Origin of the sequence: Streptomyces sp. NPDC094147 (genome assembly GCF_044764265.1) — a bacterium.
GTDB lineage: Bacteria > Actinomycetota > Actinomycetes > Streptomycetales > Streptomycetaceae > Streptomyces.
Map to the genome: position 1 here is coordinate 93,144 of NZ_JBIWHT010000015.1, position 20,097 is coordinate 113,240.

General features: G+C 71.5%; 19 protein-coding genes. 8 read left to right on the plus strand and 11 right to left on the minus strand.

Annotation, left to right across the window (positions count from 1 at the left end):
- Nucleotides 1-63: 63 nt before the first annotated feature.
- Complete coding sequence (locus ACIQ8J_RS22305) at nt 64-258, plus strand: hypothetical protein (protein ID WP_403273973.1); 195 nt, start codon at nt 64-66, stop codon at nt 256-258.
- Entirely contained in the window at nt 255-1,430 is a 1,176-nt protein-coding gene (locus tag ACIQ8J_RS22310; RefSeq protein ID WP_403273974.1) for a winged helix DNA-binding domain-containing protein, read from the plus strand. Before ACIQ8J_RS22305 ends, ACIQ8J_RS22310 begins: the two co-directional genes overlap by 4 nt.
- A 54-nt stretch (nt 1,431-1,484) precedes the next feature.
- Here ACIQ8J_RS22310 and ACIQ8J_RS22315 read toward each other — a convergent pair whose 3' ends face one another.
- From ACIQ8J_RS22315 to ACIQ8J_RS22325, 3 genes are all read right to left on the minus strand, one after another.
- Nucleotides 1,485-1,877, minus strand: a complete 393-nt coding sequence (locus ACIQ8J_RS22315) for a DUF779 domain-containing protein (protein WP_403273975.1) — start codon at nt 1,875-1,877, stop codon at nt 1,485-1,487.
- A gap of 122 nt (nt 1,878-1,999) precedes the next feature.
- Nucleotides 2,000-3,451, minus strand: a complete 1,452-nt coding sequence (locus ACIQ8J_RS22320; RefSeq protein WP_403274064.1) for an amino acid permease — start codon at nt 3,449-3,451, stop codon at nt 2,000-2,002.
- A gap of 170 nt (nt 3,452-3,621) precedes the next feature.
- Complete coding sequence (locus ACIQ8J_RS22325) at nt 3,622-4,578, minus strand: hypothetical protein (RefSeq protein WP_403273976.1); 957 nt, start codon at nt 4,576-4,578, stop codon at nt 3,622-3,624.
- A 651-nt stretch (nt 4,579-5,229) separates the two neighbouring features.
- Between ACIQ8J_RS22325 and ACIQ8J_RS22330 the strand changes: the two genes are divergently transcribed.
- From ACIQ8J_RS22330 to ACIQ8J_RS22340, 3 genes are all read left to right on the plus strand, one after another.
- A complete protein-coding gene (locus tag ACIQ8J_RS22330) occupies nt 5,230-6,342 on the plus strand; it encodes an AI-2E family transporter (RefSeq protein WP_403273978.1) in 1,113 nt (370 codons plus the stop codon).
- Nucleotides 6,343-6,452: 110 nt separating this feature from the next.
- The gene (locus ACIQ8J_RS22335) at nt 6,453-7,898 is read left to right on the plus strand and encodes a glyceraldehyde-3-phosphate dehydrogenase (protein WP_403273980.1); all 1,446 of its coding nucleotides are present in this window, start codon (nt 6,453-6,455) and stop codon (nt 7,896-7,898) included.
- Nucleotides 7,899-8,070: 172 nt separating this feature from the next.
- Nucleotides 8,071-8,613, plus strand: coding sequence for an FABP family protein (locus ACIQ8J_RS22340; RefSeq protein ID WP_403273981.1), 543 nt, complete (start codon nt 8,071-8,073; stop codon nt 8,611-8,613).
- A 14-nt stretch (nt 8,614-8,627) separates the two neighbouring features.
- Here the strand turns inward: ACIQ8J_RS22340 and ACIQ8J_RS22345 are convergent, their stop codons facing one another.
- Nucleotides 8,628-8,783, minus strand: coding sequence for a DUF6131 family protein (locus tag ACIQ8J_RS22345; protein ID WP_403273983.1), 156 nt, complete (start codon nt 8,781-8,783; stop codon nt 8,628-8,630).
- A gap of 315 nt (nt 8,784-9,098) precedes the next feature.
- The gene (locus ACIQ8J_RS22350) at nt 9,099-9,470 is read right to left on the minus strand and encodes a VOC family protein (protein ID WP_403273985.1); all 372 of its coding nucleotides are present in this window, start codon (nt 9,468-9,470) and stop codon (nt 9,099-9,101) included.
- A 439-nt stretch (nt 9,471-9,909) separates the two neighbouring features.
- Here ACIQ8J_RS22350 and ACIQ8J_RS22355 point away from each other — a divergent pair, with 439 nt between their 5' ends.
- Nucleotides 9,910-10,584, plus strand: a complete 675-nt coding sequence (locus tag ACIQ8J_RS22355; protein WP_403273987.1) for an HAD family hydrolase — start codon at nt 9,910-9,912, stop codon at nt 10,582-10,584.
- Between the two features lie 59 nt (nt 10,585-10,643).
- Here ACIQ8J_RS22355 and ACIQ8J_RS22360 read toward each other — a convergent pair whose 3' ends face one another.
- Nucleotides 10,644-11,738, minus strand: a complete 1,095-nt coding sequence (locus ACIQ8J_RS22360; protein WP_403273989.1) for a glutamate--cysteine ligase — start codon at nt 11,736-11,738, stop codon at nt 10,644-10,646.
- A gap of 95 nt (nt 11,739-11,833) precedes the next feature.
- Complete coding sequence (locus ACIQ8J_RS22365; RefSeq protein ID WP_403273990.1) at nt 11,834-12,376, minus strand: ATP-binding protein; 543 nt, start codon at nt 12,374-12,376, stop codon at nt 11,834-11,836.
- 303 nt (nt 12,377-12,679) lie between these two features.
- On the opposite strand from ACIQ8J_RS22365, the gene ACIQ8J_RS22370 reads away from it, so the two are divergent.
- Nucleotides 12,680-13,552, plus strand: a complete 873-nt coding sequence (locus tag ACIQ8J_RS22370) for a class II glutamine amidotransferase (RefSeq protein ID WP_403273992.1) — start codon at nt 12,680-12,682, stop codon at nt 13,550-13,552.
- 298 nt (nt 13,553-13,850) lie between these two features.
- On the opposite strand, the gene ACIQ8J_RS22375 is transcribed toward ACIQ8J_RS22370, so the two are convergent.
- Together ACIQ8J_RS22375 and xylB are read right to left on the minus strand one after the other, a co-directional pair.
- A complete protein-coding gene (locus ACIQ8J_RS22375; RefSeq protein WP_403273994.1) occupies nt 13,851-14,630 on the minus strand; it encodes an ATP nucleotide 3'-pyrophosphokinase in 780 nt (259 codons plus the stop codon).
- Nucleotides 14,631-14,978: 348 nt separating this feature from the next.
- Nucleotides 14,979-16,460, minus strand: a complete 1,482-nt coding sequence (gene xylB, locus ACIQ8J_RS22380; protein ID WP_403273995.1) for a xylulokinase — start codon at nt 16,458-16,460, stop codon at nt 14,979-14,981.
- A gap of 165 nt (nt 16,461-16,625) precedes the next feature.
- Between xylB and xylA the strand changes: the two genes are divergently transcribed.
- Nucleotides 16,626-17,795 carry a xylose isomerase gene (gene xylA, locus ACIQ8J_RS22385; protein WP_403273996.1) on the plus strand — a complete coding sequence of 390 codons (1,170 nt, stop codon included), beginning with the start codon at nt 16,626-16,628 and terminating at the stop codon, nt 17,793-17,795.
- Nucleotides 17,796-17,804: 9 nt separating this feature from the next.
- On the opposite strand, the gene ACIQ8J_RS22390 is transcribed toward xylA, so the two are convergent.
- Nucleotides 17,805-19,046: an ROK family protein gene (locus ACIQ8J_RS22390; protein ID WP_403273997.1), complete on the minus strand. Its 1,242-nt coding sequence runs from the start codon at nt 19,044-19,046 to the stop codon at nt 17,805-17,807.
- 110 nt (nt 19,047-19,156) lie between these two features.
- Nucleotides 19,157-20,083, minus strand: coding sequence for an adenosine kinase (locus ACIQ8J_RS22395; RefSeq protein WP_403273999.1), 927 nt, complete (start codon nt 20,081-20,083; stop codon nt 19,157-19,159).
- Nucleotides 20,084-20,097 lie beyond the last annotated feature (14 nt).

The following is a 20,097-nucleotide window of genomic DNA, read 5'->3' on the forward strand; positions in this document are numbered from 1 at the left end:
GCGCCTCCTCCGCCACACTGACGCCCGAATGCCGCAATTCCGGCGCGGCGGAGGAGGCTCGTCATGGCTGTTTCGGTCTCGGTGGTGCTGTTGCTGGTGGTCCTCGCAGTGATCTTTCTGCGCAGCGGAGGCCTCAAGCTCTCGCATGCGATCGTCTGCGCCCTGCTCGGCTTCTTCCTGGCCGGGACGAGCATGGCGCCCACCATTCAGGACGGTCTGAACGCGACGGCGGGAGTGGTCGGTAGCCTCAAACCATGACCAAGGCCCGCCGGAAGATCACCGCCGATGAGCGGCGCGCCCGCCTCGGCGCCCGCCATCTGCTCGCCCCCGCCGCCCGCGCGAACACCCCGGAGGTGGTCGCCGAGGCGCTGCTCGGCCTGCACGCCACCGACCCCGCGACGGTGTACCTCGCCGTCGCGGCCCGGCTGAAGGACCCGTCCGTGCGGGAGCTCGAACGGGCCCTGTACGAGGACCGGACGCTGGTGCGGATGCTCTGCATGCGGCGCACCATGTTCGTGGTGCCGCGCGAGCTCGCTCCGGTGGTCGACGCGTCGACGGCCCGCGCCGTGGCGGCCCGCGAACGCAAGAACCTCGCCAAGGTCATCCAGGAGCAGCTCGGCTTCGACGGCCGCTGGTTCGCCGCCACCGAGGACGCGGTCCTCACCGCGCTCCAGCGGCGCGGCGAGGCCACCGCCGCCCAACTCGCCGACGACGTACCGGACTTGAAGTCGCAGATCGTCCAGGCGGCGGGCAAGCCCTATGAGGCCCGGCCGCGCATCACCAGCCGCTTCCTCGGGGTGATGGCCGCCGAGGGCCGCATCCGGCGCGGCCGGCCGCTCGGTACCTGGGCCTCCAGCCAGTTCCGCTGGATCCCCGCCGAACCGCACCCCGAGCTGCCCGCCGACGAGGCGAAGGCACGGCTCGCCGCCCGGTACCTGGCCGCGTTCGGGCCCGCCACCACCGAGGACGTCAAGTGGTGGACGGGCTGGACGCTCACCGACACGCGCAAGGCCCTGGCCCGCGCCGAGGCGGTCGAGGCCGACCTGGACGAGGGGCCCGGCCATGTCCTGCCCGCCCACCTGGACGCCCCCGCCGAGCCCGAGCCCTGGGCCGCGCTGCTGCCCGCCCTCGACCCCACCCCGATGGGCTGGCGCTCCCGAGACTGGTACTTCGACGCCGGCCACAAGCCGGAACTCTTCGACACCAACGGCAACATCGGCCCCAGTGTGTGGTGGAACGGCCGCATTGTCGGCGGCTGGGCCCAGCGCCCGGACGGCGAGATCGTCACGGAACTCCTCACCGAGACGGGCTTGGGGCGCGACGCCCGCGCGGCGATCGCCGCCGAGACCGAGCGGCTGTCCGCCTTCTTCGGCGACGTACGCGTCAAGCCGAGCTTCCGCACCCCGCTGGAGCGACGACTCGCCGGGTGACCGACCCAACTGGGCCGCACACAGGGCGTGTTGCGCCCATCCGGTGACGGGCTGTCAGATCAGCCGGGACCGGATGAGGAACCGCACTCCTTCCGGCGCCTCCAGCGAGAACCCGCTGCCGCGCCCCTCCACCACGTCCACGATCAGCCGGGTGTGCCGCCACAGTTCGTGCTGGCTCTTCGAGATCCAGAACGGCACGCGCTCGCCGACGCCCTCCACTGCGAGGGAGGCGAGCAGCACGTCCGAGCCGCCGGTCCGGAACTCACCCTCCGGGTAGCACATGGGAGCGCTGCCGTCGCAGCAGCCGCCCGACTGATGGAACATCAGCGGACCGTGGGCCGCCCGCAGCGTCCGGATCAACTCGGCTGCCGCCGGGGTGAGTTCGACCGGCGGCTCCGGTTCGGCGGCGGGCTGCTCGACGGGGCGCGGGTGCTCGGCGGGCGTCATCTCTCCTCGCTCCTCCGGCCGCACGGCACCGGCCCCCTGCGGGCCGTGCCGTGCGGATCCGGGCAGACACGGCGACCACTTCACCATGCGGCCCGTTGCAACCCGGTTGCAACCCGTCCGGATCAGATGAGGTCCATCGCCGCCACCTCGTCGGGGCTGCCGTAGCTCACCGGCCCCTGGAAGCGCCGACGGGCGGTGGCGAACCACCAGAGCGTGGCGATGAGCAGCACCGCGCCCAGCGCGATCGGCGCGTAGTTGAAGGAGTCGGCGGTGATGGGGGAGACCTGCGGCAGCATGAACAGCACACTGCTGAGCACGATCCAGGCCACGGCGATCGCCGCCACCGGCCTGCCGTACCGGCCCAGGTTCCAGGGGCCGGGCTCGAAGTCGTCCAGGCGCAGCCGCAGGAAGATCGGCACGCCGTACGCCAGGTACAGGCCGACCACGTTGACGCTGACGATGGCGGTGAACGCGGTGTGCGACCACCAGCCGGGAATGATCAGCACCAGTGCGCAGACCGCGGCCAGCCACACCGCCTTGACCGGGGTGCGGGTGCGCAGGGACACCGAATGCCACCACTGCGAGCCCGGCATCGCCCCGTCGCGGGAGAACGCGAAGATCTGGCGGGTGTTGCTGGTCATGTTGGCCAGACCGCAGAACAGCATGGCGCCGATGACGATCAGCAGCAGGAGCTCGGCGGTGCCCGTGCCGAGCGCGTCGATGAGGATCTGCACCGGCGGCGCCTCCGCGCTGATCTCGGCCGCGTAGTCGCGGATCGAGTACACCAGGGCGAGCATGAGGACCAGACCGGTGAGCGCCGAGTAGATGATGGCGCGCATGATGCCCTTGGGGGTGTTGACGGTGGCCCGTACCGTCTCCTCGGACATGTGGAAGCTGCCGTCGAAGCCCGTGAACGTCCAGCTCGTGACGAGCAGGCCCAGCATCGCGGCGTACAGCCCGTTGCTGAACCCGGTGCTGTTGACGAAGTGCGTCGCGAACGAGACCGGCTGGTGGGAGCCGGGCTTCACGGTCAGGGCGACGACGATCACCACCATGCCGACCAGCAGCCACCAGACGGAGATCCGGTTCACCACGGCGACCAGCTGCACGGTGTAGGTGTTGGCGAGGGCCTGCACGAGCAGGATGGCCGCCGCGATGCCGACGGTCTGCTGCGGGGTGCCCTGGTACGAGGGCCACTGCATCGCGATGAACGCCTGGATGAAGGTCGCGGCCGCGTAGTTGGTGGCGGCCGTGCCGCCGACCTGGCCGACGAAGTTCAGCCAGCCGGTGTACCAGGACCAGGCGCCGCGGTGCCGCTTGGCGAGCTTGCCGGCCGAGAAGTACAGGGCGCCGCTGGTCGGATAGGCCGACGCTATTTCCCCCATCGCGGCGCCCACGAACAGCACCATGACCGAGACGCCGATCCAGCCGAAGACGAGAATACGCGGACCTCCGGCGCCCATTCCGAAACCGAATGCGGAAAAGATGCCGGATATGATGTTGATGATGGTGAAGGATATGGCGAAATTGTCGAAGGCGTGGAATCTGCGGGTGAGTTTCCGCGGATATCCCATGGCGTGCAGGGTGGCATCGTCGTCCAGCGTGGCGGCTGTTTCCCGCCCGCGGGATTTCGAGCGGGTGCGGGACGTCTGCTCGGACACAGTGGCAACCTTTCCTGTGGGGTGAAGGGCGCGTGGGTCTTGCCGCATCCTCGGGAGGGGCGGCGGTGAACGCTCCGGCGTGGTCAGGCCGGTGCGGGAATCGGGAGTCCGCAGGACCGCCGGGCCCTGGTCAGCTGCTCGCCGGGGTCGCCGAACGCGCTCCAGGGCATGCGGGAGGCGTACGGGCCCATGGCCGTGAGGACTTCGCGCGCTTCGAATTCACGGTTCGCCATGAACAGGGCATGCGCCAGATACGCCAGATCGAGAACCGGAGTGAACCGGTAACTGGCCGTCTGCGGAAACCAGTTGTGGTAAATGCCGAGGGTTGTCGTGGTCCACTGGGGCTGTTGCCAGGTGTGGTCGGCCAGGAGCGCGCTCGGGTCGTAGTCCTCGACCAGCGCGACCAGCGGAAGCAGCCGCAGCGCCGACGTGGCCGGCGCCCGATGGCTGAGGAACGAGGCGACGTCCCAGCGCGCGCTCGCCGAGCCGCCGTGCCGGGTGAAGAAGCAGGCCAGGAAGCGGTGGTGCGCCTCGCGGTGCCAGGGGGCGAGGCGCAGGACGTGGGCGAAGAGCTGCCAGGGCCCCGGCGGCGCCGTCAGCAGTCCTCGTGGGGCGGGGTCGCGGGGACCGTCGATGCGGGCGAGCGCCAGCTGGGCCACCCACGGAGTGGGATCCCGGGGCAGGAATCGTGCCGCCCGCACACAGGCCGCCTGCGCTATGCGCAGCAGTGCGCCCGCCCGCGCGTCGTGCGCGTCCGCCATGCGCAACGCGCGCAGCATCGCCACCCGCGCCCCCAACAGGGCTGCCTCCGGGCCCGGTTCCTCGGCCATCCAGCGTTCCGCCAGGTCCGAGTCGGCCGCCTCCGACGCCAGGACCAGCGAGCGGTGGGCCCGCACCTCGAAGTCTTCGCGCGCCTCCAGGAGGACGTTGTGGGCGCCCAGATACCGCCCCGCCCTGACGTCCGTGCACGCTCGTGCCAGCTCGCGATCGTCGGCCGCCGGATGCCACACGTAGTGTCCTTCGAACGAGCCGGCAGCCACGATCCTCTCCCCGTCCCGCAGACGACACCCTGCGCCCTATGAATTCCGGCCATGCGGAATTGAGCCGGAGCCCGAGTCCTTGCGCAGGTTCACCGACAGCGAGCCACACCTTACTCATCCTTAAGTCGTATCGAAACTCATCGCCCGGAATATCTGCCTCCATCCCTTTGCGGGAACGGCTCCCAACGCCTCGTAAATCCCGGGCCCTTGGCTCCCTCGTGGGGCGGCCATTACCGTGCTTGGGGCCGCAGGGTATGTAATTGGCATATTCGGAGTCGGGGTTGGCCGGCCCGTGAGGTTGCCGGGAAGGACGAGGGCGCCGAGCGGGGCCGCACCCGCGAGAAGCGGGCGGCATGGGCGCCGATGTGGTCCGAGCGCGGTTGGTGGCGGCGCGGGGCAGGGGGCGCCCGGCCTGCGTCTGCGGCATGAGGCGGCCCGTCGCGCTCAGCCGGATGGCGGGCGCCGGGACCGGCCTGCAAGGCCGCCGACGGGATACCTGGCTAGGGTCGGGAACAGGAAGCGGCCGGCTCCGATCGTCGCCGCGATCGGTCCGGGCAGTACGAGCACGGAGACCCCTCCCGGCCTCGACGAGAGGTACTGGCAGATGCAGTCATCGCTTGCCTGCGCCTCACCCGCTTCAGGCGGACAGCGATGACGTCCGCCCGGCCCGGAAGCGGCGGCGACCGCGACCCGGCGCCGACGGCCGGGGACGGACGTGCGAGGCGTCGGCGGAGGGCGCCGGGCGGCCGGTCCTGGATCGCCATCGGCTTCGGCCTCGGCCTCGGAGCGACGCTCGCGTGGCTGACCGTGCAGACCGTGCTGCAGCTCGGCAGTCTGCTCACGCTGTTGCTGCTCGCCGTCTTCATCGGGATCGCTCTGGAGCCAGTCGTCGCCTGGCTCACCCGGCGCCGGCTGCGCCGCAGCTGGGCCGTCGCGGTCGTCCTGGTCGTCCTGCTCGTGCTCTTCGCGGGGTTCCTGGCCCTCGTCGTGCCCCCGGTCGCCGACGAGGTCGACGCGCTGGTCAAAGCGGTCCCGGGCTGGCTGCGGCAGTTGCGGGACCACGACTCCGCACTCGGCAGGTTCGAGGACCGCTACCACCTGCTGGCCAAGGCCGAGCAGCAGCTCTCCTCGGGCGGCGCGGCCGGTCTCGCCGGCGGTCTGCTCGGCGCCGGGAAGGTGGTGGCCGGGGTCGTGACCTCGGCTGTCGTCGTGCTCGTCGTCATGGTGTACGTGATGGTGTTCCTGCCCGGACTGAAGCGGTTCGGCCTGCGCTTCGTCGCGGCCGGCGGGCGCCCGCACGCCCAGGAGGTGACCGAGGAGATCCTGAACCGGGTGGGGCGCTACATGCTCGGCAACGTGGCCACCTCCGTGATCGCCGGGGTGGCGACCTTCGTGTGGTGCGTGGCGACCGATGTTCCGTACCCCGCAGCCCTCGGGGTGTTCATCGCGCTGATGGACCTCATCCCCATCGTCGGAACGACCATCGGCGGCGTCGTCGTGAGCCTGGTGGCCCTGTCGGTGTCGCTGCCCGTCGCCCTGGCGACCGCCGGCTTCTACATCGGATTCCGGGTCGCCGAGGACTATCTGATCGTGCCCCGGGTGATGAAGTTCGCTGTCGACGTCCACCCGCTCGTCACCGTCGTGGGCGTCCTGGTCGGCGGCGCCCTCCTCGGCGTCGTCGGGGCCCTGGTCGCCATCCCGGCCGCTGTCGCCATCGGACTGATCCTGGAGGAGCACGTCTTCTCCCGGACGGACGCGTCCTGAGGCGCCGCGAGGCGCCCCCGGTGGCGTGTGCGCGCAAGCGGCACCCTTTGAACGATCAAAAGAAGCGTGGGGTTAGCATATGAGCGCCGCCTAGCTCGAAAGATAAACCTGTGACTGTCAATGACGACTCGTTCACCAACTGGAAGAACCGCGAGGAGATCGCGGAGTCGATGATCCCGATCATCGGGAAGCTGCACCGGGAGCGGGACGTGACGATCCTGCTGCACAGCCGCTCCCTGGTGAACAAGTCGGTGGTCAGCATCCTCAAGACCCACCGATTCGCCCGGCAGATCGCCGGTGAGGAGCTCTCGGTCACCGAGACGCTGCCCTTCCTGCACGCCCTCACCGCGCTCGATCTCGGCCCTTCGCAGATCGACATCGGCATGCTCGCCGCGACGTACCGGAGCGACGACCGCGGTCTCTCGGTGGAGGAGTTCACCGCCGAGGCCGTCGCCGGCGCCGTCGGTGCCAACAAGGTGGAGTGCCGCGAGGGACGCGACGTCGTCCTCTACGGTTTCGGACGCATCGGCCGGCTCGTCGCCCGCCTGCTCATCGAGAAGGCCGGCTCCGGCAACGGACTGCGGCTGCGTGCCATCGTCGTCCGCCAGGGCGGTGACCAGGACATCGTGAAGCGCGCCTCGCTGCTGCGCCGCGACTCGATCCACGGCCAGTTCCAGGGCACGATCACCGTCGACGAGGCGACCAGCACGATCGTCGCCAACGGCAACGCGATCAAGGTGATCTACGCCAACGACCCCTCGGAGGTCGACTACACGGCGTACGGCATCAAGGACGCCATCCTCATCGACAACACCGGCAAGTGGCGCGACCGCGAAGGCCTGTCGAAGCACCTGCGTCCCGGGATCGACAAGGTCGTCCTGACCGCGCCGGGCAAGGGCGACGTCCCCAACATCGTGCACGGCGTCAACCACGACACGATCAAGCCGGACGAGCAGATCCTGTCCTGCGCCTCCTGCACCACCAACGCGATCGTCCCGCCGCTGAAGGCGATGGCGGACGAGTACGGCGTGCTGCGCGGCCACGTGGAGACCGTCCACTCGTTCACCAACGACCAGAACCTGCTGGACAACTACCACAGCGCCGACCGCCGCGGCCGCTCGGCGCCGCTCAACATGGTCATGACCGAGACCGGCGCCGCGTCCGCCGTGGCCAAGGCGCTGCCCGAGCTCAAGGCGCCGATCAGCGGCAGCTCGATCCGCGTGCCGGTGCCGGACGTCTCGATCGCGATCCTCAGCCTGCGCCTCGGTCGCGAGACCACCCGCGAGGAGGTCCTCGACTACCTGCGCAACGTGTCGCTGACCTCGCCGCTCAAGCGCCAGATCGACTTCACCACCGCCCCGGACGCGGTGTCGAGCGACTTCATCGGCTCGCGCCACGCCTCGATCGTGGATGCGGGCGCCACCAAGGTCGACGGCGACAACGCGATCCTCTACCTCTGGTACGACAACGAGTTCGGCTACTCCTGCCAGGTCATCCGCGTCGTCCAGCACGTGTCCGGCGTGGAGTACCCGACCTACCCGGTTCCGGTGGTCTGATCCCGGCGACCCGTCCGGCGGACGGAGCGGCAGTGGGAGGGTGACCGGTCCCGGTCACCCTCCCGTCGTCATCCGCCGCCGACACCTCAGCGGGCCGAGCCACTTGTCCGCCGCCGCGCGGAGCCGCAGCCTAGGCTTCCACGCGACACCGGCCCGACCTCAGGAGCACACCGTGTTCGACCCCGCACCGGAGCACCCGTACCCCGACGGTCACCGCCCCGACGGGCCGCCCGCCCCGCACGCGCTGCTCGCGCCCGTGATCGGCCTGTTGGGCAGCTGGCGCGGCCGGGGCCAGGGCGGATACCCGACGCTGTCGGAGGACTTCGCGTACGCGCAGGAGGTCACCTTCAGTCACGACGGCCGTCCCTTCCTCCGGTACGAGGCCAGGGCCTGGCTGCTCGACGCGGACGGCGCGCCGCTGCGTCCGTCGGCCAGGGAGAGCGGCTGGTGGCGGCTCCAGCCGGACGGCCGGGTGGAAGCGCTCATCACCCAGCCCACCGGCATCGCGGAGATCGCGGTCGGCCGGGCGAGCGGCAACACGGTGGACCTCTCCACCCACGAGGTGGCCCTCACCCCCACCGCCAAGGAAGTCAACGGCACCCGCCGCCGGTACGCCTTGACCGACGACGACACGCTCACGTTCGTCCACGACCTCGCGGCGGTGGGCCAGCCGTTGCAGCACCACCTCTCGGCGGCCCTGCACCGAGTGGGATAGGCCGCGCCGATCGGCTACCAGTAGTGCCGCCGTCCGCCGATCGCGTGTCCGAGGGATCCCAGCAGCCACAGGATGCCGCCGAGGACGACGAAGAGGATGCCGATGGTCCACAGGATGGACAAGCCGGCCGCGTAGCCGATGATCAGCAGGATGACTCCGAGGACGATCATGATGTCCTCCGATCTGCGGAAGAGTTCCGGCCTTGGACCCAGGGTAGTTCCGCCGCTTGGGCCATGGCGAGTGATGGACACGGCGATGTGCGGCACGACGGCGCCCGTCCGAAGAGCCGTGGCCCCGACCGCGCTACGCGGTCGACAGCCGGAGCTGGACGTCGACCTCCTGGCCGCCCGCGGCGGTGTCGGCGGCGTCGACGGCGCAGCCGGTCCACCGCCACCGGGCAGCCTTGCAGGTCGGCGGTGACCGGCCCGGCCAGAAGCACCCCCGCCACCTGCTGAGGTTCTGAGGGCGCGGGGGCGCCTTTGGGGTCACTGGCGGCAGAGGCAGAAGGGGTGGCCCGCCGGGTCCGCGTACACCCGGAAGCCGCGTTCGCCGTTGCCGTCGGCCACGTCGAGCGGGGTCGCTCCGAGAGCGAGCACCAACTGCTGCGCCGCTTCGAGGTCCGGTACGTCGAAGTCCAGATGCAGCTGCTGGGAGTTGCGGTCGGCGCGCGGCCACTCCGGTGGGGTGAGGCCGGGCGCCCGCTGGAAGGCGATCCGGTGGCCGCCGGGCGCGTACAGGTCGTACCAGTCCTCACCGTCCTTCTTCACCTCTCCTCCGAGCACCGCGGCGTAGAAGCCGGCGAGCGCCTCGGGGTCGGGGCAGTCCAGGGCCACGAGGCAGTACGTTGCGATGGGCATGTCAGTTTCTCTCCTCGGATTGGCCTCGGTGATCTGCTGCGGGGTGACACATCGCGTGGTGGCCTCGAAGCCGCAGGGCCGGGGAGTTCCGCGTTCACCGGCCGGCCGCCGCGCGCCCAGCGGAACTGGTCGTGGGCGGGGGCGATCGCCGCGTCCCGGCCGGAGCCGTAGCACATGGGCAACTGCCCGATGCGGGGCTTGCCTTGGCCGCCGTGCATGGGGGAAGGCGTCGAGCAGATCCGGATCGGGCTCGGTCGCGATGACGCTGCCGCAGAGGCGGCCGGCCTGGTCGCGGCGGAGCGCGCCGACGACGTGACGGCCCGTTGAAGAGCCCTCCGCGTAGGCGCATCGGGTCGGCCGAGATGTTCCCGCCGGGATATGGCGGCATGATCGGCAGTGGGCGGGGCACCCGCACAACGGATCGGAAGGCGTGGGGCGTATGGCACGGGCAGCTCTGTTCGACGTCGACGGCACCCTCGTCGACACCAACCATCTGCATGTGACCACCTGGTGGGAGGCGTTCCGCCAAGCCGGGCACGACGTCGCCATGCACGACATCCACCGCGCGATCGGGCTGGGTTCCGACGACCTCATCGCCCGCCTGCTCGGCGAGGACCGTGACCGAGATGAGGACGAGCGGCTCAGCGCCGCGCACACCGCTCTGTACGGCACCTACTTCGAGCGGCTGCCCGCGCTGTCCGGCGCCCGCGAGCTGCTCAGGGAGCTGGCAGGACGGGACTGGCGCATCGTGCTCGCCACCTCGGCCGGGGGAGCGGAGCTGAGGGCCCTGCGCCGGGCCATCGACGCCGACGACGTCATCGTGGGCGTGGCGAGCGCGGACGACGCAGCCGAGGGCAGGCCGACGCCCGATCCGGTACGCCGGGCGCTGGAGCTGGCCAAGACGGACGCCGCGGAGGCGGTGTTCGTGGGCGACACGGTGTGGGACATGAGGGCGGCTCGGGCGGCCGACGTCCGCGCCGTCGCGCTGCTCGCGGGCGGCATCCCCCGAGCCGACCTCGAAGAGGCGGGCGCGCAGGCCGTGTACGGCGACACCGCGGAACTGCTCTCGCGGCTGGACACCAGCATCTTCGCCCAGCTGGAGCGAGCGGAATAGGACGCCGGCGGGTCGAAGGCGGGTGGGCGGCGCCCGAACCGCGGAGTGGGCGGCTGCGGTCACGGAGCGATGGCTTCGGTGGTGATGAGGTCGAGCAGGGCCCGCATCCCATCTCGCGCCAGGGCCTGACGCTGGCGGTCGGCGCCGTTGCCCTGGCGCAGCAGCCGGTGGATGAGCGCGCCGACCTCGCGGCTGTCACCGGATGCCTCCAGGGCCGGAGCGATGTGCTGGGTGAGCAGGCACAGTGTGTCGCCCGCGCTGCGGGGACGGCCGGTGGGATCGATCAGCTTGCCGCTCAGCCCGTGCCGGGCGGCATGCCACATCGCCGCCTGCAGCAGTTCCTGCGCGCACTCGGGCTCCGGCTCGCCGTCCTTGTAATCACGCAGGGCGGTGGCGGCCAGGGCGCGCACGATGCCCGCGAACATCACCGCGTCGTCGGCCCTCAACTGCACGTCCAGGCAGCGCACTTCAAGCGTGGGATAGCGCTCCGACAGGCGTGCCTGCCAGTACAACTGCCCGGTGTCGGCGATGACTCCGGACGCGAGCAGCGCGCCGGTACGCCGCTCGTAGTCCTTGAGGTCGGTGAAGACCGGCGGCGGGCCGTAGACCGGCCAGCGGCTGAAGACGGGGGTGCGCCAGCTCGCGAAACCGGTGTCCCGGCCCCGCCAGAGCGGGGAGTTCGCCGACATGGCCAGCAGCGTCGGGAGCCAGACGCGGATCCGGTTCAGTACGGCGACGCCGACCTCACGGTCCGGCATGGCCACGTGTACGTGCATCCCGTTGATCAGCAGCTCGTTCACGATCTGCGGGGCCCGCGCGTGGAGAGCCTGATACCGCGGCTGGCAGGTGACGGCGGCGGGGGCTTCCGCCGCCAGCGGGGCCGCCGCGCTCGCCGCGAGCCGGCAGCCGAGCTGCTCCGCGGCAGCGCCGACGGCGTGGCGCAGCCGCAGCAGATGACCGCCCACCTCGTCCAGGGTCTCGCAGATGGGCGTCGCGACCTCCACCTGCGCCTGGAGCAGCTCCGGCTGGACCTCGCGCTCCTGCACGATCGGTCCCAGGCCGGCGGCCGCACGTACCTCGTCGGAGAGCGGCGCGGGCAGCCCGGAATCCGGGTCCACCAGCAAATATTCCTCTTCGACCCCAATGGTGATCACGAGATCTGAGTACCCCGCTTCCGGCCGTCCGTACCGGCTCCCCGGCGCCCGCGGCGGCGCCGACCGGACGACCCCGCCGGGCCCGGCCTGGAGCCTCAGGCGTTGCGGACGCACGGCGATTCCGCCCGCTGCGTACCGGCAAGGGGCCGGACGTCGACGAGGGGTATTGCGGGGACGGTGGCCGTGGCGGTGGTGGTGAGGATGGGTTTGGGTGGCAGGGGCGTGAGGGGGTGCAGTGCCTGGGGTTGTGCGGTGAGGGTGAACCAGACGGTTTTGCCGTGGGTGGTCGGGTGGGTGCCCCAGCTGTCGCTGAGGTGGGCGAGCAGGGCCAGTCCGCGGCCGCGTTCGGCGAAGGGCCGCGGGCCGTGGAGGCGGGGCAGGCGCGGGTCGGTGTCGGTGACGGAGGCGGTGAGCTGTCGGCGGGCCCAGCGCAGTTGCAGGACGCAGTAGCGGTCGCCGGTGGTGTGCTGGTGGACGTTGGTGAGCAGTTCGCACACGCCGAGGCTGACGGGCTGGATGATCGCTTCGAGGCGCCAGTGCCGCAGGTGGGCGGCGACGATCCGGCGTATCTGGGGGATGCGGTCCGGCGTCGCGTGCAGGCTCAGGGTGTACTGGCGGGAAGGTTCGATGGTGATCACTGCGGCTCCCTTGTCGGCGGGAGCGGCTCGCCTTGCCGCTCTCAGCGTCCGCCACCACGCAAGGGCTACCAAAAGTAGCCGAATGAGCACAGCGCGGATTACTCCAGGATTGCCCCGTACGGCGGCAGGCGCAACAGGAGCGGCGTGCCGGTGTGCGGGAGCGGAGAACCGGCCTGCGTTGCGGGCACGCGCGAGCCCCGGCATACGCCGCGTTCATCGGCATACGTTGCGCTCATGCCTTCACCGGTGGACGATGCCCGGGGCAGGCCCCGGGTCCGGTGCCGGTCGGTGGAGGTGGCGTCCATGTGTCGTCTGTTCGGACTGAGCAGCGCTCCGCGCCGCAGCCGTGCCACGTTCTGGCTGCTTGACGCCCCGGACAGCCTCATGGCGCAGAGCCATCGCGACCCGGACGGGACGGGCCTGGGGTACTTCGGCCCCGACGGCACGCCCCAGGTCCGCAAGGCCCCCGACGCCGCGTACGAGGACCGCGCCTTCGCGAGCGAGGCCAGACAGGTCTGCTCGGCCACCTTCCTCGCCCACATCCGGCTCGCGTCGACCGGCGGCCTGGCGGCCCGCAACACCCACCCCTTCCAGCAGGACGGGCGGCTGTTCGCCCACAACGGGGTGGTCGAAGGCCTGGAAGCCCTGGATGCCCGGCTGGGACCGGACCTGTCCCTGGTGGGCGGCGACACGGATTCCGAACGGTTCTTCGCCCTGATCACCCGGGAAATCCGCGGACAGAACGGCGACATCGGTGCCGGTATCGAGCGTGCCGCCGGATGGATCGCCGCCCAACTGCCCGTCTACTCCCTCAACTTCATCCTCACCACCCCGGACGAACTGTGGGCACTGCGCTACCCCGGTACGCACGAACTCCACGTACTGGAGCGCGCGGCGGGCGGTCAGCACGGAGAGCGGCACCTGGACCACAGCGGCACGGCCGGCCGAATGCGCATCCACTCCCGCGACCTCGCCGACGCTCCGTCCGTCGTCGTCGCCAGTGAACGCATGGACGACCATCCGGAGTGGCGCCTGATGGAGCCCGGCGAGCTGCTCCACGTCACGCCCGACGGCCGCGCGGACCGGCGCCTCGCCCTCCCGGACCCTCCGGCCCACCCGCTCCGCCTCAGCGACATGTCCGCCCGTGCCGCCGACTCGCAGAAGCCGAGCGGCTGAGCCGGGGCCGGTGCCGCGCGTCAGCGGCCGAGGGCCTTGCGCAGCTGCCGCTTCCCGCTGGAACCTGCTGGCATGACGTCACTCCTCGGATTGCGTGATCTCTGCTGACGTGATCTCTGCGGAACGGGTCGTTCGCGCCCGCTTCGCAAGCCGAACGCGTCGCTGTCTCCGTGCCGGTTCACTGCGGAGCGCCGCCGACCGCGACGCGGGGCGTCCGGGCGGGGGCGTGCGGGCCGCCTCGCCGGATCTTCTTCTGGCCCCGCGGACACACACGTGTGTGTCCGCGAACGAGCCCTCGTCAGCCGACGGGCACGGGTGCCGGGGCGGTCAGGCGGTCGGCGCCCGGGGGGACGGGGACGGCGGCGAAGATCGCGTCCTGCTGCGCCTGGAGTTCGCGGGCGCGCTCGTGCGTGGTGGTGGGCAGGCGCTGCTCCTCGTACAGCTTGTGGGTGACCTCCTGGGCGTGCTTACTGGCGGGCGTGTGGAACTGGACCTCGAAGGCATGGTGCGAACTGGGCGCCCGCCACGAGGAGTTGACGGCCTTGTAGCCCTTGGCGCGGCCCCAGGTGTTGGACCACTTGATGCTGTCGTTGCCCCAGGCGGACAGTACGTGGGAGGCGACGGTGACGCCCTGGGTGTAGCGGCCGTCCGGCCACTGGAGGGTGTAACGCACCGAGTCCCTGATCTCGGCCAGCGCTTGGTTCACCTGCTGGCCGGGGTGTTCCTTCAGGGAGGTGGCGACCTTGCGCTTCAGTGAGTCGGGCGACTTGAGGCGGTAGTCGAAGCCGATGACGTCGGCGCCGCTGATCCGCGCGGCCGCCTGCACCTGGGGACTGATGGTCCGCTCGGCCTCCTGCGCCCGGTCGTAGAAGGCGTTGACCGCGGCATTGTCGGAGGCGTTCAGGGTCAGGCCCTCACCGCTCCAACCCCCGTCATCCGCAGGCTGGTTGAGGCTGTGGGACTTGCTCGTCTTGTCGGTCAGGGGCCCTGCGGCGGCTCCGTGGACGGCGGCCGCGCTGAGGGCGGTGGCGAGGGCGGCGGCGGTCGCGGCCCGCGAGACGGTACGGCTGAGGTTCATCGGTGGTAGTCATTCCCTTCTCGGTGACAGCCGTCCGCCGCCCCGGGTGAGACACGGGGCGGCGGACGGCCTCTGGCGAAAGACCCAACAGGAATCACCCCCTCCAGGTGATCGCGCCACTCCCGACCAGGCGGAATCTGGCTCGATCACGCCGCACCCCGACGAGATCCGAACCCTGGACGGCCCCACGTCGTGCCGACTGGGGGAGTCGGCAGGCATACGGGTCCGGGACCTTGCCCGGATCGGCCAGGAACGCAGGATCTCGCGGGGTTCGGCCGCCTCCCGCTCCCACGACGGCTGCGCGGCCCAGGCCATGCTTCGCGCAACGTCCGTTCCGTGTGCGGGGGTTCAGGGGTGGCCGAGCAGGCTGGGGGCGGCGCGTTCGAGTACGGAGCCGACCCGCGCCCAGGTCTCCAAGTCACGCTCCACGGGCGGCAGTTCAGTGCCACGGCCGGTACCCCAGTCGTGGGCGATCGCGACCGGATCGACGCCGGAGGCGGCCGATGCGGCGAGCGCTGCCGCGCCGACGGCCACCAGCTCCGTACCGGCCGGGACGACGAGGGGGCGCCCGGACAGCCGGCGTACCGTCTCGACCCAGATGCGCCCCTGCGTGCCGCCCCCGATGAGGCGCAGTGGCCTCGCCGCGACGGCGGGCGACTCGGGGTCGAGGCCGCAGGCGCGCAGTACCTCGTCCAGCGCGCGCAGCACGGTGACGGCGGCGCCTTCATAGGCGGCGCCGAGGAGTTGCTGCGGTGTGGTGGCGTGGCGCAGGCCGGTGAGCAGCCCGGAGGCGGCGGGAAGGTCCGGGGTGCGCTCGCCGTCGAGGTAGGGGAGGAGGACGGCCTCGCCGCCGGGTGCCGCGTCGTCGCGGTCGAGGCCGAGCAGGGCGGCGATCCGGTCGACGGCGAGGGTGCAGTTCAGGGTGCAGGCGAGCGGGAGGTAGCCGCCGTCGGTGGCGGCGAACCCGCTGACGGCGGGGTTGGCGGGCCGGGTGCGAGTCGCCGCGAAGACCGTGCCGGAGGTGCCGAGGCTGAGCACGGGGTGGTCGAGGAGCCCGGCGCCGCCGAGCCCGAGGCCCACGGCGGCGCTCATGTTGTCGCCCGTCCCGGCGGCCACTGCGATACCGGACGGCAGCCCGAGGAATGCGGCGGCGTACGGGGTCAGGCTGCCGACGCGGGTGCCTCCGGCGGCGGCCACGGCGGGGAGCAACTCATGGCTCAGGCCGATGAGTTGGAGGACCTCCGGGTCGTACGATCCGGTGGCGGTGGAGTACCAGCCGGTGCCCGAGGCGTCGCCCGGGTCGGTGGCGGCGACGCCCGCGAGCCGTTCGGTGAGGAAGTCGTGCGGCAGGCGAACGGCCTTACAGGCACCGGCTGTTGAAGGTTCGTGCTCGCGCAGCCACCGCCACTTGGCGGCGGTCACCGCGGCGACCGGTACGGATCCGGTACGGGCGGTCCAGTCGTGCGGGCCGCCGAGTGCCGCGGTGAGCGCGGCGGCCTGCGGGGCGGAGCGGGTGTCGTTCCACAGCAGGGCCGGGCGTAGCGGCCGGCGGTCCCGGCCCAGGACGACCAGGCCGTGCTGCTGCCCGGCGACCGCGATGCCGGTGACGGCGGACGCCGGAGCTCCGGATTCCTTCAGCCCGTCGGCGACGGCCTCGCGCAGCGCCTGCCACCAGTCCTCCGGATCGCTCTCCCGGGCACCCGCCGAGCCGTCGACGCGGTGCGGGGCGCGGCCGACGGCGAGCGGCCTTCCGGTGGCGGCGTCGGCGAACAGGGCCTTGGTGGACTGGGTGGAGCTGTCCACGCCGATGACGACCGGGCTGTGGGTCATCCGGAGACCTGCTTTGCGAGGTGGGAGGCGATTTGAATGTCAGGGCAACAAATTAGGCGAAGCCTCTGGGTTACGGAAGCTGTTGCGATCATGCAGTATTCGGTAAGCAAGAAAACAAATGGCTCCGGTGGCCGCCGGACGGACCGCATCAAGGTGGCGCAGACGATGACGGAAAGCTTCACCCCCACCCCCGAGGACAAGTTCTCCTTCGGGCTGTGGACCGTGGGCTGGCAGGGACGCGACCCGTTCGGCGACGCGACGCGACCCGCCCTCGACCCGGTCGACTCGGTCCGCCGCCTTGCCGAACTGGGCGCGTACGGCGTCACCTTCCACGACGACGACCTGATTCCCTTCGGCGCCTCGGACACCGAGCGGGAAGCCCGCGTCAAGCGCTTCCGGCAGGCGCTCGACACCACCGGCATGGTCGTGCCGATGGCCACCACGAACCTCTTCACCCACCCCGTCTTCAAGGACGGCGCGTTCACCGCCAACGACCGTGACATCCGCCGCTACGCCCTGCGCAAGACCCTCCGCAACATCGATCTGGCCGTGGAACTGGGCGCGCACACCTATGTCGCCTGGGGCGGCCGGGAGGGCGCCGAATCCGGCGCCGCCAAGGACGTGCGCGTCGCCCTGGACCGGATGAAGGAGGCCTTCGACCTGCTGGGCGCGTACGTCACCGAGCAGGGCTACGACCTGCGCTTCGCCGTCGAACCCAAGCCCAACGAGCCGCGCGGCGACATCCTGCTGCCCACCATCGGCCACGCCCTCGCCTTCATCGAACGCCTTGAACGCCCCGAACTGGTCGGCGTCAACCCCGAGACCGGGCACGAGCAGATGGCCGGGCTCAACTTCACCCACGGCATCGCCCAGGCCCTGTGGGCGGGCAAGCTCTTCCACATCGACCTCAACGGCCAGTCCGGCATCAAGTACGACCAGGACCTGCGCTTCGGCTCCGGCAACCTGCGCGACGCGTTCTGGCTCGTGGACCTGCTCGAATCCGCCGGCTACCCGGGCCCGAGGCACTTCGACTTCAAGCCGCCGCGCACCGAGGACATCGAGGGCGTGTGGGCCTCGGCGGCCGGCAACATGCGCAACTACCTGATCCTGAAGGCGCGTTCGGCCGCCTTCCGCGCCGACCCCGAGGTGCGCGAGGCGCTGCGCGCCGCACGCGTGGACGACCTGGCCCGCCCCACCGCCGAGGACGGCCTCGCCGGACTGCTCGCCGACCGCACCGCTTTCGAGGACTTCGACGTCGTGGCGGCGGGGGAGCGGGGCATGGCCTTCGAACACCTCGACCAGCTGGCGCTGGACCATCTGCTCGGGGCCCGCTGAGGGCCGTTGTCAGTGGCCCGGCCCGGACCCCGTCCACGCGGCCGGATCGGCCAGGACATCCCGTACGACCAGAGCGGCCGCACCCCGCGCCGCCTCCCCCGACAGGGAGGAGGCGCGCAGCCGGCCGCTGTCCTGCGACCACAGCCCCGACACCACCCGTCCCGACAGCACCCGGTCGGCCGACGGCGCCAGCCACGGCATCAAGTCCCGGTAGATTCCGCCGAGTACGACCGCGTCCGGGTCCAGAAGATTCACCGCCCCCGACAGCACCCGCCCCAGCATCAGACCGGCCTGCTCGATGGCGGCCACCGCCTGAGCGTCGCCGTTCCCCGCCCGCAGCGCGAGGTGCGCGACGCCTTGGGCACCGGCGCTCTCGTCGATTCCGGCGGCCCGCAGCAGCGCGCGCTGGCCCGCGTACTGCTCCAGGCAGCCGCGCGAACCGCACCGGCACGAAGGGCCTTCCGGATCGATCACCGTGTGGCCGATCTCCCCGGCGAACCCGTGCGCCCCGCGCAGCAGTTCGCCGCCGATCACCAGCGCGCCCCCGACGCCGATCTCACCAGAGACGTAGAGAAAACTGCGGACACTTCCCAGACCGCCGAACCACAGCTCGGCCAGCGCCGCCAGATTGGCCTCGTTCTCCGAGCGGACGGGCAGCGCGGAATCGGCGGGGCGTCGCGCGGCCAGCGCCCTGGCGAACAGGTCCTGCGCCGACACCAGGTTCCACCCCAGGTTGGGCGCCTGGCGGACCCTGCCGCCACTGACCAGGCCGGGGAGGGCGAGCGTCACGCCCACCGGCCGCAGTCCCTGCTCATGGGCGGAGCCCAGTGCGCGGGAGGCGATCCTCGCCGCACGCGCCAGCACGTCGGCGGGTGCCGCTCCCCGGTTGTCGACGTGCTCGGTCAGCCGCACCCGATCCGTCCCGGCCAGGTCCACCACACAGACGGCCACATAGTCGATGTTGACCTCGACGCCGAGTCCGGCGGCGCCCGTGCGGGCGGGCTTGAGCACCGTGCCGGGCCGTCCCGCCTGACCGCTGAACGTCTTGCCCGCCTCGGTGAGGAAACCGCTCTCCAGCAACTGCTCCACCAGGGAGGAGACGGCGGGCCGCGTCAGCCCCACCCGAGCCGCCACCCCGGCCCGCGTGGCCTCACCGCCGTCGTGGACCGCACGCAGCACCAGACTCAGGTTGTGCCGCCGCACGGAGTCCTTGCCGGCCTTGGCTTCGTGCGGGGTGAGGTTGCTGTTCATGTCCGGGCGAGCCTATGCGATCTCCTGGGATACGGGACGGGAGGTCCCCGGCGGCCGCGAGCAGTCGGCGGCGGTGGGGTGGGTGGCGACGCACGGTGGGCGGGGCTCGCTCAGGAGCGTGCCGATGCCGCGGACTCCAGTTCCGCCACCCGCGCGAGAAGCGCGTCGCGGCCGATGGAGTCGGCCCGCGTCGACGGCACGGTGCAGGCGTAGGCCCCGGCCACCGCACCGTAGAGCGCGCACCGCAGCGGCGGCTCGCCGCCCAGCAGGCCGAAGAGGAACCCGGACGCGAAGGCGTCCCCCGCGCCGTTGGAGTCCACCACCGGCGCGGGCGGCGCCACGGCAGGAACGTGGGTCAGCTCATTGCCGGTCAACAGGTACGCGCCGTCGGCACCCGCCGTCGCGACGACCACCTCGGCCCGGCCCCGCTCGACGATCCGGCGCATGGTCCGCTCCGGGTCCGCGAGGGCCGTCGTGGAGAGGAAGACGACATCCGCCGCGTGGGCGAACGGCTCGTGGTACGGGTTGTCGCCGTCCCAGTTGTGCAGGTCCGTCGAGATCGTCACCGCGGCGTCGCGCAGCACGGGCAGCGTGAACGCGCACGGGTAGGTGATGGAGACATGGGCATGACGGCTCCTCGCGGCCAGGGCCCGAACCGTGTCGTCGGGCAGCCGGTCCGCCTCCCGCGAGCGGCTGTCGTCGTAGAGGGACAGCCGCCGTCCGTCGGGCCCGACGAGATTGACCGCCCGCTTGGTGCCGCCGGGCAGGGGCACTTCGGTGAGCGCGATACCCCGGTCCCGGTGCAGTGCGCGGACCAGGTCACCTTCGTGATCGTCGCCGATCATGTCGAGGTGATGCGTGCGCAGGCCGAGCGCGCTCACCCCCAACGCGACGAAGTCCCCGGTCTGCCCCGCGCGTGTCTCGATGCCGGGCCGGATCATGTAGCTGTCCGCGAACGGAAGCGGTAGCGCGGGCACTTGGACGATCGTGTCGACGCCGGCGCCGCCCAGCACAAGGACATCGGTGTCGTCGGCCATGGATGCTCTCCCCG